The organism is Microbacterium hominis (assembly GCF_013282805.1).
GTDB classification, from domain to species: domain Bacteria; phylum Actinomycetota; class Actinomycetes; order Actinomycetales; family Microbacteriaceae; genus Microbacterium; species Microbacterium hominis_B.
In genome coordinates, this window is the sequence record NZ_CP054038.1 from 3,374,799 (window position 1) to 3,391,683 (window position 16,885).

At 70.1% G+C, this 16,885-nt stretch carries 9 protein-coding genes; 4 read left to right on the plus strand and 5 right to left on the minus strand.

What is annotated here, in order from left to right:
• Window positions 1-5: 5 nt before the first annotated feature.
• Genes HQM25_RS15230 through HQM25_RS15240 form a run of 3 tightly spaced genes read right to left on the minus strand, consistent with a single transcriptional unit; the run spans window position 6 to window position 3,870 of the window.
• On the minus strand, window positions 6-917 hold the full coding sequence (locus HQM25_RS15230) for a carbohydrate ABC transporter permease (RefSeq protein ID WP_172990997.1): 912 nt from the start codon (window positions 915-917) through the stop codon (window positions 6-8).
• Window positions 914-1,819: a carbohydrate ABC transporter permease gene (locus HQM25_RS15235; RefSeq protein WP_172990998.1), complete on the minus strand. Its 906-nt coding sequence runs from the start codon at window positions 1,817-1,819 to the stop codon at window positions 914-916. The genes HQM25_RS15230 and HQM25_RS15235 overlap by 4 nt, the downstream gene beginning before the upstream one ends.
• On the minus strand, window positions 1,816-3,870 hold the full coding sequence (locus HQM25_RS15240) for a beta-galactosidase (RefSeq protein ID WP_172991703.1): 2,055 nt from the start codon (window positions 3,868-3,870) through the stop codon (window positions 1,816-1,818). Before HQM25_RS15240 ends, HQM25_RS15235 begins: the two co-directional genes overlap by 4 nt.
• A gap of 165 nt (window positions 3,871-4,035) precedes the next feature.
• On the opposite strand from HQM25_RS15240, the gene HQM25_RS15245 reads away from it, so the two are divergent.
• Window positions 4,036-5,058, plus strand: coding sequence for a LacI family DNA-binding transcriptional regulator (locus tag HQM25_RS15245; RefSeq protein ID WP_172990999.1), 1,023 nt, complete (start codon window positions 4,036-4,038; stop codon window positions 5,056-5,058).
• A gap of 181 nt (window positions 5,059-5,239) precedes the next feature.
• Window positions 5,240-6,229, plus strand: coding sequence for an NADP-dependent oxidoreductase (locus tag HQM25_RS15250; protein WP_172991000.1), 990 nt, complete (start codon window positions 5,240-5,242; stop codon window positions 6,227-6,229).
• A gap of 117 nt (window positions 6,230-6,346) precedes the next feature.
• Here HQM25_RS15250 and HQM25_RS15255 read toward each other — a convergent pair whose 3' ends face one another.
• The gene (locus HQM25_RS15255; RefSeq protein ID WP_254359394.1) at window positions 6,347-12,685 is read right to left on the minus strand and encodes a fibronectin type III domain-containing protein; all 6,339 of its coding nucleotides are present in this window, start codon (window positions 12,683-12,685) and stop codon (window positions 6,347-6,349) included.
• A gap of 403 nt (window positions 12,686-13,088) precedes the next feature.
• Here HQM25_RS15255 and HQM25_RS15260 point away from each other — a divergent pair, with 403 nt between their 5' ends.
• The gene (locus HQM25_RS15260) at window positions 13,089-14,108 is read left to right on the plus strand and encodes a LacI family DNA-binding transcriptional regulator (RefSeq protein ID WP_172991001.1); all 1,020 of its coding nucleotides are present in this window, start codon (window positions 13,089-13,091) and stop codon (window positions 14,106-14,108) included.
• A 198-nt stretch (window positions 14,109-14,306) separates the two neighbouring features.
• Here the strand turns inward: HQM25_RS15260 and HQM25_RS15265 are convergent, their stop codons facing one another.
• Window positions 14,307-14,978, minus strand: coding sequence for a rhamnogalacturonan acetylesterase (locus tag HQM25_RS15265; RefSeq protein WP_172991002.1), 672 nt, complete (start codon window positions 14,976-14,978; stop codon window positions 14,307-14,309).
• Window positions 14,979-15,027: 49 nt separating this feature from the next.
• Between HQM25_RS15265 and HQM25_RS15270 the strand changes: the two genes are divergently transcribed.
• Window positions 15,028-16,806, plus strand: coding sequence for an ABC transporter ATP-binding protein (locus HQM25_RS15270; RefSeq protein ID WP_172991003.1), 1,779 nt, complete (start codon window positions 15,028-15,030; stop codon window positions 16,804-16,806).
• Window positions 16,807-16,885 lie beyond the last annotated feature (79 nt).

A 16,885-nucleotide genomic window follows, 5' to 3' on the forward strand; every position in this document is an offset into this window, starting at 1 on the left:
GGGGGTCATTTGAGGGCTCCGGTGCCCAGGCCCGTGCGCCAGTAGCGCTGCAGGAGGAGGAAGGTGATGATCAGCGGCACGATCGAGATCAGCGAGCCGATGAGCACGTAGGTGCGCAGCTCGGGGAACTGGTTGATCGTGGAGTTCCACGCGTAGAGGCCGTAGGTGACCGGGAACAGCTCTTCGCTGCGGAGCATGATGAGCGGCAGGAAGAAGTTGTTCCAGATCGAGACGAACTGGAACAGGAACACCGTGATGAGCGCGGGGAACATCAGCCGGATCGACACCGTGAAGAACGTGCGCACCTCGCCCGCCCCGTCGAGGCGGCTCGCCTCGAGCAGCTCTTCGGGAACCGAGGCCTCGGCGAACACGCGGGACAGGTACACGCCGAACGGGCTCACGATGCTGGGGAGGAACACAGCCCAGAAGGTGTCGGTCAGCTGCACCTGGCTGAACAGCAGGAACAGCGGGAGAGCGAGCGCGGTCGCCGGCACGAGCACGCCGCCCAGCACGACGTTGAACACGGTCTCGCGGCCGGGGAAGCGGTACTTGGCGAGCGCGTAGCCGCACATGCCCGCCAGCACCGTGGCCACCAGCGCGCCGATGCCGGCATAGCCGGCGCTGTTGACCAGCCAGCGCAGGTACACGCCGTCGCGGTAGGTGACCAGCCCGGTGAGGTTCTCGAAGAACCGCGGCTCGGCGAACCACAGCGGGTTGGTCGAGAACAGATCGCCGCGCGACTTGGTGGATGCCACCAGCAGCCACCAGATCGGGGTGAGGAAGTACAGCGTGAAGACGGTCATCACCAGGAAGGCGGCCGCGCGCGGCACGAAGCCTTCCTTGGGACCGCGGGAGCGGTCGGAACCGCGGGAGCGGCCGGTGACGACGGCGCGCGTGTCGAGGCTGGAGGTGGTCATGATGCCGCCTTCCGTCGGGTGAGGCGCAAGAAGGTGAAGGACATGATGAAGGTCGCCAGCGCGAGCACCACCGACATCGCCGCAGCCAGATTGACGTTGGGGATGGAGCTGGTGGCGTAGATGGTCATGTTCGGCGTGTAGGTGCTGGTGACGGCCGAGCTGAAGGCCCGGAAGGTCTGGGGCTCGGCGAGCAGCTGCAGAGTGCCGATGATCGAGAGCACCGCCGTCAGCACGAGCGAGGGACGCACGAGCGGGATCTTGATCGACCACGCGATGCGCACCTGACCGGCGCCGTCGAGACGCGCGGCCTCGTAGATGTCGGAGGGGATCGCCAGCAGCGTCGAGTAGATGATCAGCATGTTGTAGCCGACGAACACCCACGTGACGACGTTCGCGATCGACCAGAGCACGAAGTCCGCCGAGAGCAGGTCGACCCGAGAGGTCACCGCCGTGAACGGCGAGAGCTGCGGCGAGTAGAGGAAGCCCCACATGATGGCCGCGATGACTCCCGGCACCGCGTAGGGCACGAAGAAGGCGAGGCGGAAGAACTTCTTGCCGCGCAGCAGCGGCGAGTCCAGCAGCAGAGCGAACAGGAGCGCGAGCCCGAGCATGACCGGCACCTGCACGACGCCGAACAGCAGCACGCGGCCGACGGATTCCCAGAACGCCTGGTTCTCGAAGACGCGCGCGTACTGCGCGAATCCGCCGAACACCTCCTGCGCGGGCCCGAACGTGCCGTCGCGCTCGACCACGAGCAGCGACTTCCACACCGCGTACCCGATGGGCACGAGGTAGAAGGCGATGAACAGCGCGGCGAACGGCGCCACGAACACGGCGATCGCACCCTTGTGATGCACTCGTGCCCGGCGACGGGTGGGTGTCGCCTCGACGGTTGCGGTCATCGGCGGGCCTCCTCTCGGATCACCCCGACGCCTCCGCCGGGAATCTCAGTGGTGCCGGTCACCGTCGCACCGGTGATCAGCTCGATGCCGTCGACGGCGATCCCCACCGCGTCGGCGCCGTGGTTCACGACGAACCGCCAGGTCGTGCCGTCGTCGGAACGGCGGCGGACGATCTCGACGTCGCGACCTGCGCCCGGCTCCTGGCGCACACCCGCGGCCTCGGCGATCCGTGCGACGAGCATCGCGTAGGCGCCCGGCTCGAGCAGCGTCGCGAGGTACCAGGCGTCGCCGGCGACGCCGGTGCCCGTGCGACGGGTGAGGGCCGGCATCCCGGCCGCCGGGCCGTCGGCGAAGCGGTCGGCGACCATCGCGTCGGTGGCGACCAGCCGCTCCGCCCAGAGGCGGCCGCGGCCGCCCGAGGCGAGCATCACGTCCGCGCCGGGCATCGCCGGGGCGAACTCCTCCACCCGCACGCCGAGCAGGTCGCGCCACGGCGCGGGGTAGCCTCCCGGCCGCACGCGGTCGTGCTCATCGACGATGCCGCTGAAGAAGGTGACCAGAGTGTGCGCGCCGACGTCGACGGCATCGCGCAGGCGCTGGGCCGCGGCATCCGTCACCACGTGCAGGCCGGGCACGACGACCAGTCGGTAGCCGGTGAGGTCGGATTCGGGGTCGACGACGTCGGCGGTGATCCCGGCATCGCGGAGGGCCCGGTGGGCGGCGTGCACCTGATCGAGGTAGCCGACCGCCGACGACGGCGTGTTCTCGGCGTCGGTGGCCCACCACGACGGCCAGCTGAAGAGCACGGCGGCCTCGGCGACGACACGGCTGCCCTGCACCTCGTCGAGCGCCGCCACCGCGGCACCGAGCTCCCGCACCTCCCGCCACTGCGCGGAGTCGGGGCCGGCGTGCGGCAGGAGCGCCGAGTGGTACTTCTCCGAGCCCTGCAGCGATGCGCGCCACTGGAAGAAGCACGCCGCGTCGGCGCCGCGGGCCACATGCACGAGCGTGTCGCGCAGCATCTGGCCTCGCGCCTTGGCGGGGTTCACGGGCTGCCAGTTCACCGCTCCCGTGGAGTGCTCCATGAGCAGCCACGGCTCGCCGCCGGCGAGTCCGCGCACGAGGTCGGCCGAGAACGAGAGCTCGCCGTGGGGATCGCCCAGTCGATGGTCGAGGTAGTGGTCGTTGGCGATGACGTCCATGTCGGCGGCCCACGTCGCGTAGTCGAGGGCGTCGATGTGCGCGGTGACCATGAAGTTCGTCGTCACGGGCACGTCACTGTGCCGGCGGATCACCGCCGCCTCGGCGCGGTAGTAGTCGAGCAGCGCGTCGGAGGAGAAGCGACGGTAGTCGAGCATCTGCCCGGGGTTGCGCGTGGAGAGGGTCTCGCGCGGGGTGAGGATCTCGTTCCAGTCGCTGTAGCGCTGGCTCCAGAAGGCGGTGCCCCAGGCCTGGTTGAGCGCATCGATCGTGGCGTATCGGTCGCGGAGCCACTCGCGGAAGGCCCGCGTGGACACGTCGCAGTGGCAGTGCGCGTTGTGGCAGCCGATCTCGTTGGACACGTGCCACAGCGCGACGGCCTCGTGACGGCCGTAGCGCGCCGCCACCGCCTCGACGAGCTCGAGCGCCGCGGCGCGGAACACCGGCGAACTCGGACACCATGCCTGGCGACCTCCGGGGTAGCGGCGGGTGCCGTCCGCGGTCATGGGGAGGATCTCGGGATGCCGCGTGGTCAGCCACGGCGGCGGCGACGAGGTGCCCGTGCCGAGGTTCACCCGGATGCCGGCGGCGTGGAGGAGCTCGATGATCTCGTCGAGGTCGTCGAAGCGGAACGAGCCGTCGGCACTCTGGAGCTGGGCCCACCCGAAGATGTTGATGGCGACGAGGTCGACACCCGCCTCGGTCATCAGCGCGATGTCCTCGCGCCACGTCTCGCGCGGCCACTGCTCGGGGTTGTAGTCGCAGCCGAAGGCGATGCCCCGGTGGGTGAAGCGCGGCGCGGCGGCCGGGGCCGCGGTCTGGGTCGCGGCGATTACGGTGTGCGTGGCCATTTCGGTCACGTTCCTCCATATCGGCGTTGACATGTCATATCGACAGTGATGTGTGAACGTGCACACATTTGCCCGGAGAGTTTCGCTCGACAAAATGTGTGAACGTACACACACTGACAGAGCATTCGCGGATCTGTCAACCCCTCGCCCGCTACAGTGAGGGGCGTGGCCCAGCCCCCGCCCCGCAAGAAGCGCGCGACCGTGCATGATGTCGCCGTGCGCAGCGGGGTCTCGCGCGGCACCGTGAGTCGCTTCATCAACGGCGAGGGCTACGTCTCGGCGGCCGCGCGGGAAGCCATCGAAGAAGCCATCCGCGCCGTGGGTTACGTGCCCAACACCGCCGCCCGCAACCTCAAGATGCAGCGGAGCCAGTCGGTGGGCTTCATCGTCCACGAGCCGGGCTCCCTCTTCGTCGAAGATCCGAACATCGGCGAGATCCTCCTGGGCGCGAACGCCGTGCTCTCGGAGGCCGATCACCAGATGGCGGTGCTCGTGGTCGACTCCGAGCGCGACACCGACCGGGTCGCCCGCTATCTGTCGGGCGGTTTCGTGGAGGGCGCGGTGATCGTCTCGGCGCGCTCGCGCGACCCGATCTCGGCGGCCATCGAGCGCCTCGAGCTGCCGGCGGCCTACGTCGGACACCCACCCGGAGCACCCGCGACCGCCTCGTTCGTCGTGATCGACAACCACGCGGCGGCGGCATCGATCACCAGACACCTGATGGATGCCGGCCGCGGCCGGATCGGAATGATCGCCGCGGCGCTGGACCGCGACTCGGGCGCCGACCGCCTGTCGGGCTTCGCCGCCGCACTCGGCGAGAGATTCGACCGCGACCTCGTCGAGGAGATCCCGCTCTACAGCTACGCCGCGGGCCGCGATGCGGCCGAGCGTCTGCTCGCGCGGCATCCGGAGATCGACGCGGTCTTCGCGGCATCCGATGCCGTCGCCGCCGGCGCCGTCGAGGCGTTCCGCGCTGCCGGGCGCCGCATCCCCGATGACATCGCCGTGGCCGGCTTCGACGACTCGACCTGGGCGCGCCGCACGATCCCCCCGCTCACGACGGTGCACCAGCCCGCCCGTCGCCTGGGGGAAGAGGCCGCGCGCCTGGTGTTGGCACAGCTGCGCGGCGACGAGCCGCCACGACAGGTGCAGCTCGAGTGCGAGATCGTGCGGCGCGCATCGGCATGATCAGCCCCGACTGACGCGCCCTCGCAGGGCGAGGATGCAGAGCGTGAACGCCACCACGGCGTCACGATATCGCTCGTCAGACGAGCAATCCAGATCCATTCTGGTGCATCCGAAAAGGCCGTCGGCGCCGAATACCCCTCCGACAGCCCACCGCGTGGGTGGACCCGACGAAGGGATCGCCATGAGAGTTCAACCCGACGCATTCGCGTACCGCTTCACCCACTATGGCGACGCCGATGTGCTCGCGCGGCACCAGTTCCCGGTGCCGAGACCGCGCGACGGAGAGGCCCTGGTCGAAGTCGTCGTCGCCGCGATCAACCACATGGATGCGTTCCTGCGCAACGGCAGGGAGTCCACCTGGCACGATGACCCGTGGCCTCGGGGCTCCGGCAGCGACTTCGCCGGCATCGTCCGGGCCGTCGGCCCCGGCGTGACCGGGTTCCGCCCGGGTGACGAGGTGATCGGCCACGTGCGTGCGGGCGCCCACGCGAGCCACCTTCTCGTGCCCGCCGCCAACCTGGTCCGAAAGCACCGCAGCATCGAGTGGGAGGTCGCCGGCGGCCTGTTCCTGGCCGGGGCGACAGCCCTCGAGACGCTCGATGACCTCCGCATCGGCGCCGACGACACGGTCGTGATCTCCGCGGCCGCGGGCGGGGTCGGATGCATCGAGGCGCAGGTGGCCAAGCACCGCGGCGCACGGGTGATCGGCACGTGCGGAGACCGCAACTTCGACTACCTGCGCCAGCTCGGCATCCACCCGGTCCGCTACGGCGACGGCATCGTCGAGCGGATCCAGAAGGCCGCCCAGGGCCCGGTCACGGCCTACATCGACAACTTCGGGAAAGACGGACGGGACGTTGCCGACGCGCTCGGGGTTCCGAGGGAGCGCTATCGGTCCAGCGAGGACCGCCGTGAGGTCGAGCTTCGCCTGCTGCGCGACGATCCCGAATCGGTCGCCCACGCGACCGGGGTGCTGCAGAAGGTGGCGGACCTGGCCGCCGGCGGCGCCTTCCGTCTCCTGGTCTCGGGCTTCTACCACGTCGACGACATCGTCGAGGCCTTCGAAGATCTCGAGCACCTCCACGCCCGCGGCAAGATCGTGCTCGCGACGCATCCGGTGACCCGCATCCGCACGCTCCGCGCGCGCGAAGTGTTCGAGGCGATGCCGTAGCCGCGCAGCACGACCGCTATCGGTCATCGGCGGTGCGACGACGGCCCTCCGTCTCGCTGCGCTCGCTCAGGAACCTGAGCGGGGCGGCGTGACGAAGGGCCGTCGCTTCGTGCGGTGCTACTTGACGGTGACGGTCACCGCCTTGGATGCGGTGGTGCCCGCCGCGTTGGCGAACTCGGCGACGTACGTGTACGTGCCCGGTGCCCGGCCCGCGATCGCGGTCGACGCGTGCTGCGCGTTCGGGGATGCCGCCACGAGCGGCTGCTCGTCGATCAGCACACCGTTCTCGAACAGCGTGTAGCTGGTCGCGTTGGTGCCCCACCACAGGTTCGCGGTCACCGTGTAGTCGCCGTCCTTGTCCCGGTTGTCGTGCGAGAGCACGGGGGTACCCGGGGTCGCGTCGACCACCTTCACCGTCACCGAGGTGGTCGCGGTCGACCCGACGGCGTTGATGAGCTCACCGGTGTATACGTAGCTGCCGTTGTCCTTGCCGGCCACCTCGACGGTGGTCAGCTGGGCGGTCGGGCTGTTCGCGTCGAGCAGCTTCGTGGCGATCAGGGTGCCGTTCTCGTAGAGCCGGAACACGCCGCCGTTGACGCCGTGCCACAGGTTCATCGAGATGGTGAACGTGCCATCGTGCAGCCCGTCCTCCCACCCGGAGTCGCTGGAGAGCACTCCACGACCGGGCACCTGGGTGGCACCCTCGTCATCGAACACCCGCAGCTGCACGGAGGCCGCGGTCACGTTGCCGGCGTGGTCGACCGCGTTGACCGACAGCGTGTGCACGCCCACCTTCTCGGCCAGCTCGATGACCTCGCCGGGTGCGACCGGGACACCGTCGAACGCGATGTCGAGGTTGCGCACCCCGGACTCCGCATCCGTCGCCGCCACGTCCACGCTGAACGACCCCGTGCTCGGAAGCAGGGTGCCCTCTTCGGGCAGACCCGTCACCACCGGTGCGGTCGTGTCGGCCGAGCCCGTGGGGGCGCCGGTGACCGCGATCTGCGGCAGGGGCGCGGCATCCATTCCGTCGCCGATGAAGAACGACGGCCACGGCGGCTGGTTGTAGCCGGTGTTCTGCCACGCCACTGCCACGCGGTACTGCATGTCGTGCATCAGCGTGGGGATCCGGTACTCCGTCGCCTCGGTGGTCGAGTAGATCCGCAGCTCCGACGAATCCGCGGAGCGCCACGCGATCTCCTCACGCCAGTCACCGAACAGATCGCCCTGGATGTTCGGCGTGCCCTTCGTGCCGTTGTTCGACCGCGCGCCCTCATCGGCGAGGATGACCTCCTCGTGTTCGGTCTCCCAGTTCCACTTGGAGATCGTGGGGTAGCCCCAGTACTCCTCCTGGTTGAACGCGTGGTCCACGATCTCGCGCAGCGGGTCGCCGTCGAACCAGGCGACGAAGTTCGCCGCCGGGATCGTCTCGGCGATGCGCTCGCCCGAGGCCGACATGAGGTAGCCCTCGCGGGTGTTCCACGCGGCGTCTCCGCCGATGACCCACGATTCGGCCCCCTCGTAGCGGGGGTCGATGTCGCCCGAGGCCCCACGGCCGGTGTCGACCGTCGCCGGGACATCCCACAGGATCTCGCCGGTGCGGGAGTCGCGGAACGTCGCACCGCGGTTGCCGGCGGCGTTCATGTTCTCGTGCACCGAGAACATCTCCAGGCCAGGACGGCTGGGGTCGAGGTCGGAGACATGCTGCGCGTCGCCGTGACCGAGGCCGGTCGCGTAGAGCAGGGTGCCGTCGTCGTCGACCGTGGCCGACCCGAAGATCACCTCGTCCTTGCTGTCGCCGTCCACGTCGGCCACCGACATCGAGTGATAGCCCTCGCCGTACAGGCCCTCGGCACCCTCCTCGTTCGAGTCGATCACCCAGCGGCTGCTGAGGTTCTCGCCGTCGAAGTCGTACGCGCCGATCACCGCGCGGGTGTAGTACCCGCGGCTGAAGATCGCACTCGGCGTCTCCCCGTCGAGGTACGCCACCGACGCGAGGAACCGGTCGACCCGGTTGCCGTAGGCGTCGCCCCACGCACCGACATCGCCGCGCGGCGGGATGAAGTCGATCGTGTCGATCGCCGCACCCGTCTGCCCGTCGAACACCGTGAGGAACTCCGGACCGGTGAGCACGTACCCCGAGCTGTTGCGGTGGTCGGCGCTCGCGTTGCCGATCGGCTGACCCACGCCGTCGATCGTGCCGTCGGCGGTGCGGGTGATGAGCTCCGCCGTGCCGTTGCCGTCGAAGTCGTAGAACATCAGGTCGGTGTAGTGGGCACCGGCGCGGATGTTCACGCCCAGGTCGACGCGCCACAGGCGCGTGCCGTCGAGGCGGTACGCATCCACGTACACGTTGCCGGTGTAACCGGCCTGCGAGTTGTCCTTCGCGTTGGACGGGTACCACTTGACGAGGTACTCGTACTGGCCGTCGCCGTCGACATCGCCCACCGAGGCGTCGTTGGCCGAGTAGCTGTAGGGCTGCCCGTCCTTCGTGTACGCGTCGGCCGGCTTCTGCAGCGGGATCGACAGGTAGGCGCTCGTCTGCACGCCGAACTCGTCGGTCTCGGTCGTCTCGACCTCGTTCAGCACCCCTGTGCCCGTGAGCGCCGTGACGAAGTAGATCGAGTCCGCGTCGCCGTCGGCGTCGAGCAGGTTCGTCGAGCCGGTGACCGGCTCGTCGGTGATCCGCTTCCCGTCGCGGTAGACGTGGAACGCCACGCTCGCCGGGTCGGTGCCCAGCAGACGCCACGTCACGAGGTTGCCCTCATCGGTGGCCATCGCATGCGGCGCCCGGTCGAGGTACTCCGCCTGACGCTGCAGCACGGTCGGAGCATCCGTCTCGAGCTGAGTGGATGCCGCACCCGCGCCACCCGCGTTCACACCGATCACGGTGTAGAAGTACGGGATGGTGGTCAGCACGTCGGCGTCGGTGAATCGGCTCGTCGGGGCGAAGCCGACCAGGTCGCCCTGCTCGCCCTCCACCTCGGAGCGGAACACGAGGTAGTACAGCGTGTTCACCGGCGCGGCCCACGAGATCTCGAGCTCGCGCTTGTCGAGGCTCACGACCGAGAGGTCCTGCGGCGCGCTGGGCACCTCGACCTCGGCATCCACGAACGAGACCTCCACCGTCTGGGACGGCACCGACTCGAGCGCGGTCTGGTCGACGGCGGTCACGTAGTAGTCGTAGTCGAGCCCCACCCGCGCGGTGGTGTCGACGTACGACGGCTCGCTCACCGAGCCGACGCGCACCGGCTTGGTCTCGAACGGCGACTGCCGGTAGACGTTCCAGGTGAGGCCGGGCTCGGCATCCCACACCAGCGACACACTCGGCGCCTCGGGGTCGGCATCGACCGATGCCACCTCGAGCCCGGTCGGGCCGAGGAGGATCGGCGTGACCTCGAGTCCGTTGAAGCGCGTGCCGGCGGCGGCGCCGTAGGCCTCGACGTTCAGCTGACCGTCGGTGACCAGGAACGGTCCGCGCAGCGTGTCGTTGACACTCGCGCGACCGGCGTTCCCGGTGCCCGCCTCGCGGCCCTCGACCCGGAAGCTCGTGCGGGTGGAGCCGATCCAGTCGCCCGAGTAGGTCTTCACGGAGTAGGTGCCGTTGGGCACGTCGAGCGTGAAGGTCGACGAGTCACCCGGCAGCATGAAGTCGCGGATGAGGTCGTTCGATCCCTCGGCGGGGCCGCGGTCGCGGCCCGCGCCCGACGAGAGTGGTGTCTCGAAGCCGAACCCGCGCTCCGCGGTGTAGCCCATGGTCGGCAGCACCTCGGTGTAGCCGGGCATGAGCGGGTTGCCCGCGAGCTGGAAGTCGAACTTGTACTTCGCCTGCTTCGTGGTGAAGGTCACCGCAGCGCTCGGCTCGGACTCGCCGCGGCCGTTGACGGCCACGACCCGGTACCGGTACGCGGTGCCCTCGGCGAGACCCTGCACGATCGAGCTCGTCTGGGTGACCATGCCCACGAGCGCCCAGGTGGGCTCCGGGTCGGCGACGGCCTGACGATAGATCTTGTAGATGTCGGCGGTCGGCGCGGCATCCCATTGCAGGGTCGCACCGCCGTTGGAGATCGCACCCGCGACGACGTTCTGCGGCGCCGGCGGCACCTCGGCCGGAGGCTCGATGTCGGCTACCTCGGCGGCCAGCGGGTCGTCGAGCTGCGCGACGTCCTGCGCGATGAGCCGGGCCATCTGGATGGCGCCGTACTCCTGGAAGTGCGTGTCGTCGACGATGCCGGCGGGGCGGTTCGGGAACACGCCCGGATCGACGTGCAGGAACACGGCCTTGGCCGCCTCGGGGCCGATCTCGTTCAGGTACTCCCGCGACGAGAGGGAGAGGTCGACCAGCAGCACGTCCTCCTCCTGTGCGAGCTCGGTCATCTTCGCGACGTACTCGGGGAAGCTGACGTTGAACAGTCCCGTGTCGGCGTTGAAGCTCCGGCGCGAGACCGGGGTCACCAGGATCGGGGTCGCGCCGCGCTGGCGGGCGCCCTCGACGTAGGTGCGGAGGTACTCCTTGTAGTCCTCGGGGCTCGCGTAACGGTCGTCGACGCCCTGCGTGGCGTCGTTGTGCCCGAACTGCACGAACAGGTAGTCACCCGGACGGATGGCGCGCAGCACCTCGTCGAGACGCCCCTGCGTGATGAAGTTCTTCGACGACCGGCCGCCGATCGCGTGGTTGGCGAAGGCGATGTCGTCGGCGAAGAACCGGTCGATCATCTGGCCCCAGCCGGCCTGCGGCGCGTAGGCGATCGGGTCGTAGGTCTGCACCGTGGAGTCGCCCGTGATGTACGCGGTGGTGATGGCACCGGCCACGCGCGCGGGCAGTCGGGTGATGGTGAGGGCGTTGAGGGATGCCGCGTCCCCGGCGAACTCGAGGGTCAGCGTGCCGTCGACGAGCGCGAGCGTGAACGCCATCTCCAGGTACGCGCCCGCCGCCTGCGGGTTGGCGAGCACCTTGGCGATGCCCTCTGCGGTGATCGTGGTGGTGGTGGCGTTCTCCGCGTCGCCGGCGATCAGCTGCACGGAGTAGTCGCCCGCGCCGAGGGCCACCTCGAAGGTGGAGTCCGTCACGGCGACGAAGTCGCTGCGGAGGGCGTCGGCCGTGCCGCGGTCGATGTCGGCGGGAGTCGCGGCCGGCGCGGTGGTGAAGCCGTAGCCCCACTCCTCGGCGAACGTGGTCGCGGCCGTCACCGGCAGCGCACCGTCGGCGACGGCACCGGAGCCGAAGTCGAAGGTCACGACGTCGCTGTCGGGCAGCGGCGCCGGGGCGATGTACACGGCGGAGTCGACCGAGGTGGATGCCGCGCCGGCCGCGTTCTGAGCCGTGACGCGGTACGTCCACGCCTGGTCGGTGTCGACCCCGGTGTCGGTGTACCCGGGGGCGTCGAGGGTGGCGAGCGTCTCGAAAGCGTCGCTGCCGGCGGCCGCACGCTCGACCAGGTACGTGTCGGTGTTCGCGACCGCGCTCCAGGTGAGGGCCACCGAGTCGGTGGTGACCGCGGCGACCGCGAGGTCGGCCGGGGCCTCGGGCTCGGCCAGCGCCGGGATCTCGCCGCTGAGCGCGTTCGCGCTCGGGGCGGAGGACCGGTCGTAGGCGCTGACCGCGACGACGGCGTAGGCGTACGAGCCGCCGACCGCGACAGACGTGTCAGAGTATGCCGGGTCGGTGAGGCCCTCGGCGATCGGTGCGAAGGTGCCGGTGGTGTCGCCGGTGACGTCGGCGCGCAGCACGCGGTAGGTCGCAGCATCCGCCATAGCGGACCAGGTGAGGTCCACCGCGTTCCACGCGATGCGGCTCACCGTGACGTCGGCGGGAGCATCGGGGACGACCGGGGCGACCTCGAGGCCGTTGATGTACGCGCCGAGGTTGCTGCCGGTGAACCGGACGCTGAGCTGCCCGTCTTCGACCACGACGTTCGCTGTTTGGGATGCCGAAGAACCGCGGCCGTTCGTGAAGCGCGGCTGCGCGACGCTTTCGTAGCTGATGGTGGCGTTTGTTCCAGACGCGCTGGCGAGCGCGTCTCCGATCGTCGCCTTCACCATATACGCCCCGTCGGGGACGTCGACGGCGAACTCATAGTCCGTAGATGCGAGGAAATCGCCGAGCATCGGATCGGGCTGATCACCCGTTCGATCGCGTGAAAACAGCGCGGTTCCCGTGACGGCAGTGATGCCGTAACCGGCCTCCTCGGTGTAGAGCGACGTCGCGTCGATCTCTATCCAGCCCTCGGCGACCGGGCTCGTGCCGGTGCCGAAGTCGAACAGGTACGCGCCGTCGGCATTCGGCTCGATGGCGGTCGCGGCGCCGGCGGGGGCGACGGTCAGCAGGGCGCCGACGACGGCCGCTGCGGTCGTGGCGGCCGCGATGCGGCGCGCGCGGTGGACGGGGGGCGAGGGCGGCGCGACGGCCGTGTGCTCGGGTCGTGCGCTCTGGGGGCGCACAGACGGATCAGGCACGGTTCCTCCTTGTGTCTACATCGGCAAAGGAGCGAACGGATGCCGCTACGGCGCGGCGTCCTCTCGCGGTGAACCGGGCGCGTACGGACTCGGGCCCTGCGTTCTTCTGTTGTGGATCGACCTGTCGTGCGACGGACTACGGACGGATGGAAAACGCATTCCTAGGTCGACCGTGGGCAGTCTTGCACAGCCGTCCCGACTCCGGCAAGCCCTTTCCCGAAACGTTTCATGGATCCGGAGGCTGTACTTGCGGGCATCCCCCCTCCTCGCCTAGCCTCGACCGCGAAACGTTTCACGGCTCACCGTCGACGTGATTACGGACCTCGTCGACGGTGGGCCACCTGTATGTTTCCGCCATGCCCCAGCGGCACCCGCCGCCGGTTCGACGACGAGACGAGGCGCCATGAAGCGAGTCGGCATCCGCGATGTCGCCGACCGCGCCGGCGTGTCGATCTCCACGGTCTCCAACGCCCTCAACCGCCCTCACCTGGTGAGCGAGCGACTCGTCGAGCGGGTCCGCAGCGCCGCCGACCAGCTCGGCTACGTGCCCCTGCAGGCGGCGCAGCAGCTGCGCGCCGGGCGCAGCGGACTGCTCGGCATGACCGTCATCAACATCGCCAATCCGTTCTTCGGCGACATGGTCGCCGGCGCGGAAGACGCCGCTTCGGCCGCCGGGCTGCGGATCCTCGTCGGAAACTCGAGTGACGACGCCGCCAAGGAGCGCGACCACCTCGAGCTGTTCGAACGCGTGCAGGTCGAGGGCGCGCTCGTCTCCCCCTTCGGCGAGACCGGGCCGTGGCTCGAGCGGCTGCGACGGCGCGGCATCCCGGTCGTGCTGGTCGATGCGATCGACGACCAGGGCGAGCTCCCCTCGGTCTCGTTCGACGACGTGGCGGGTGGCCGCCTCGCGGCCGAGCACCTGCTCGCAACGGGACGGCGGCGCCTGGCCTATGTCGGTGCGCGAGAAGCCGTGCGACAGGTGCGCGAGCGTCTGCAGGGCGCCCGCGCGGCCGTCGCCGCGGTGGCCGGCGCGACGCTCGAGCCGGTGTGGACCGAGCGCACGACCTCGGAGCTCGGTCGCGCGTTCGGCGAGCAGCTCGCCGCGCGGGCTCCCGAGGACCGGCCCGACGGCCTCGTCGTGTCGAACGACCACCTCGCGATCGGCCTCGTGCACGGACTCATCTCGCGCGGTGTGCGCGTGCCCGAAGACGTCGCGGTCGTCGGCTACGACGACATCGAGTTCGCGGCGATCGCCGCGGTGCCGCTCACGTCGGTGCGCCAGCCTGCGCGGGAGATGGGGCGCACAGCCGCCGACCTGCTCATCGCGCGCATCAACGGCGAGGCCGGGTCCACCCTCGGCAACATCGTCTACCAGCCCGAGCTCGCCGTGCGCGCCTCCACCGCGGGCCGCGGCAGGTACTGAGCGCCGCCGCCCGCAGAGCCCTGGCCCCGCGTCCACCGCTCGGCTGCGCCCCGCCGCCCCGCGTCCGCTGCTCCGCTGTCCCCGCCGTCCCGCGTCCGCCGCCCCGCGTCCGCTGCTCCGCTGTCGCAATCTGCGCTTGCCCGTGCACTTTGTGACAGCGGAGCGGTGGACGGCGGGCGGGGAGGCGCCTGCCTGGCGTCAGCTCACAAGCTGCGAGCCCTTCGCCGGCTGATCGCCGTCGCGGCGCTCGATCGCGCGCAGCTGCCGGCCGGCGTACGCCGCGATGCGGCGCGCCCCGCGCTCGTGGAAGTGCGTGTCGTCGGCGAGTCCATCGGGCCACAGCGGGTGCTCCCCCGGTGCGAAGTGCGAGAGCAGCTCCGTGGATGCCGCGGGCCCGAGATCCTCGTAGAGCCAGGTCGTGAACGCGGTGAGGTCGATCAGCGGCACGTCGAGCTCGTGCGCGAGGTCGCGCACGGCGTTCGGGTAGTCGCCGTGCGTGGGGGTCACCCGGTCCCCGTCGAACCAGCGGCGCTCGGTCGAAGTGCACAGCACCGCCGACGCGCCGCGCTCGCGCACCTCGGCCACGAAGCCGCGCAGCCGGTCGGCGTAGCCGCCGCGCGCGGCGAGCTCGGCGACCTTCTGGTCGTTGTGCCCGAATTGGATGACCACGGTGTCACCGGCGACCACGCCGCCGATCAGCTCGGCCCAGGAGCCGGCATCGATGAACGACTGGGTCGTCGCCCCGCCGAAGGCGAGGTTGCGCACCGGCGCCTCCACGACCGGCTCGAGGTAGTCGCCCCATCCGGTCATCGGCAGCTCGGCGGGCTTGGCGGGCGCGACTGTCGAGTCGCCGGCGAGGTGGTACGTCATTTCTTCCTCCGGTCGGCCGCGGTGCGGCATCCATCGCTACGATGTCATCATGACGCAGAAAGCGTTTACCGGGACGATCCGGATCGTGCAGAACCCCCGCCCCGCGCGCTCGGTGCTGCGCCTCTTGGCGCGCCGACCGGGCCGGATGACGGTCGCGATCCTCGCCTTCGCGTGCAAGGAGATCCCGCTGTGGTTCCTGCCGGTGGTGACCGCGCGCATCATCGACATCGTCGCCAACGGCGGCGAGGTGTCCACGGTGCTCATCTGGTTCGCCATCGCCGCCGTGCTGCTGCTGCAGAACTACCCGATGCACATCGTCTACACGCGCAACTTCATGACGGTGGTGCGCGACACCGGCGCGGACCTGCGCAACGCCCTCGCCGCACGCCTGCAGAGCCTGTCGATCGGCTACCACACGCGGGTGAGCTCCTCGATCGTGCAGACCAAGGTCGTGCGCGATGTCGAGAACATCGAACTCATGCTGCAGCAGGTCACGCACCCGCTGCTGTCGGCGACGATGGTGATGATCGGCGCGATCTCGATGACGGCGATCGCCGTGCCGCAGTTCCTGCCCGTGTACGCGCTCGCCGTGCCGATCGCCCTCGGCATCCGGTACGGGCTGCGCAACCGCTCGCGCGAGCGCAACGAGGTGTTCCGCCGCGAGGTGGAGACGCTCTCGGCCCGCGTCGGCGAGATGGCCTCCCTCATCCCCGTCACCCGTGCGCACGGCCTCGAGCAGACGGCCGTCACGCGCGTGGCGACGGGCGCCGACGGCGTGCGGCGCGCGGGGCTGCACCTCGACATGCTCAACGGGCACGTGGCATCCATCTCCTGGGTGGCGATGCAGCTGCTCGGAGTGGGCTGCCTGGTGCTCGCCGCGATCTTCTCGCTCACCGGCGTGCTGCCGATCACGCCCGGCGAGGTCGTGCTGCTCTCGACCTACTTCACGCTGCTGACCGGCGGGCTCACCCAGCTGCTCATGCTCATCCCCGTCGGCGCGCGCGGCCTGGAGTCCATGCGCTCGATCTCGGAGGTGCTGCAGGAGCCCGACCTCGAGCAGAACGAGGGCAAGCGGGCGGTCGACGACGTGGGCGGCCACCTCGCGCTCGACCACGTCTCGCACCGCTACGACGGCGCGGACCGGGATGCCGTGCACGACGTCTCGCTCGACATCCGCCCGGGCGAGACCGTGGCGTTCGTGGGGTCGTCGGGGTCGGGCAAGTCGACCATGCTGAACCTCGTGCTCGGATTCGTGCGCCCCTCTTCCGGCCGGATCCTGCTCGACGGCGCCGATATGCAGGACCTCGACCTGCGCACGGTGCGCCGGTCGGTCTCGGTCGTGCCGCAGGAATCCGTGCTGTTCGAGGGGACGATCCGCGAGAACATCGCGTACGGCCTCGACGACGTATCGGACGAGCAGCTGCGGGCGGCGCTGCGCGACGCCAACGCCGCGGAGTTCGTCGACACGCTGCCGGGCGGATGGGACACCGTCGTCGGCGAGCGCGGCGCGCGCCTGTCCGGCGGCCAGCGCCAGCGCCTGGCGATCGCGCGGGCGCTCGTGCGGGATCCGCGGATCCTGCTGCTCGACGAGGCGACCTCGGCTCTCGACCCGGAGTCGGAGGAGCTCGTCAAAGACGCCCTCAACCGCCTCATGCGGGGCCGCACGACGCTCGTGGTCGCCCACCGGCTCTCGACGATCCGCGAGGCCGACCGCATCGTGGTGCTCGAGCACGGCCGGGTGGTCGAGGTCGGTCCCCACGATGCGCTCGTCGCCTCGGGCGGCCGCTACGCCCACCTGCATGCCACGCAGGCCGGCCTCGCCCGCTGAACCGGCGCGCACGGGCGGGATAGCGCTTTCCTGCGAAACGTTTTAGGGTGGGATGGATGCCGCGGGGTGCGGCATCCAC

Bases quoted from the DNA above. Each gene is read 5' to 3' on its own strand.
- HQM25_RS15235 (WP_172990998.1), bottom strand. From the start codon at position 1,819: ATGACCGCAACCGTCGAGGCGACACCCACCCGTCGCCGGGCACGAGTG.
- HQM25_RS15260 (WP_172991001.1), top strand. From the start codon at position 13,089: ATGAAGCGAGTCGGCATCCGCGATGTCGCCGACCGCGCCGGCGTGTCG.
- HQM25_RS15240 (WP_172991703.1), bottom strand. From the start codon at position 3,870: ATGGCCACGCACACCGTAATCGCCGCGACCCAGACCGCGGCCCCGGCC.
- HQM25_RS15270 (WP_172991003.1), top strand. From the start codon at position 15,028: ATGACGCAGAAAGCGTTTACCGGGACGATCCGGATCGTGCAGAACCCC.
- HQM25_RS15250 (WP_172991000.1), top strand. From the start codon at position 5,240: ATGAGAGTTCAACCCGACGCATTCGCGTACCGCTTCACCCACTATGGC.
- HQM25_RS15265 (WP_172991002.1), bottom strand. From the start codon at position 14,978: ATGACGTACCACCTCGCCGGCGACTCGACAGTCGCGCCCGCCAAGCCC.
- HQM25_RS15230 (WP_172990997.1), bottom strand. From the start codon at position 917: ATGACCACCTCCAGCCTCGACACGCGCGCCGTCGTCACCGGCCGCTCC.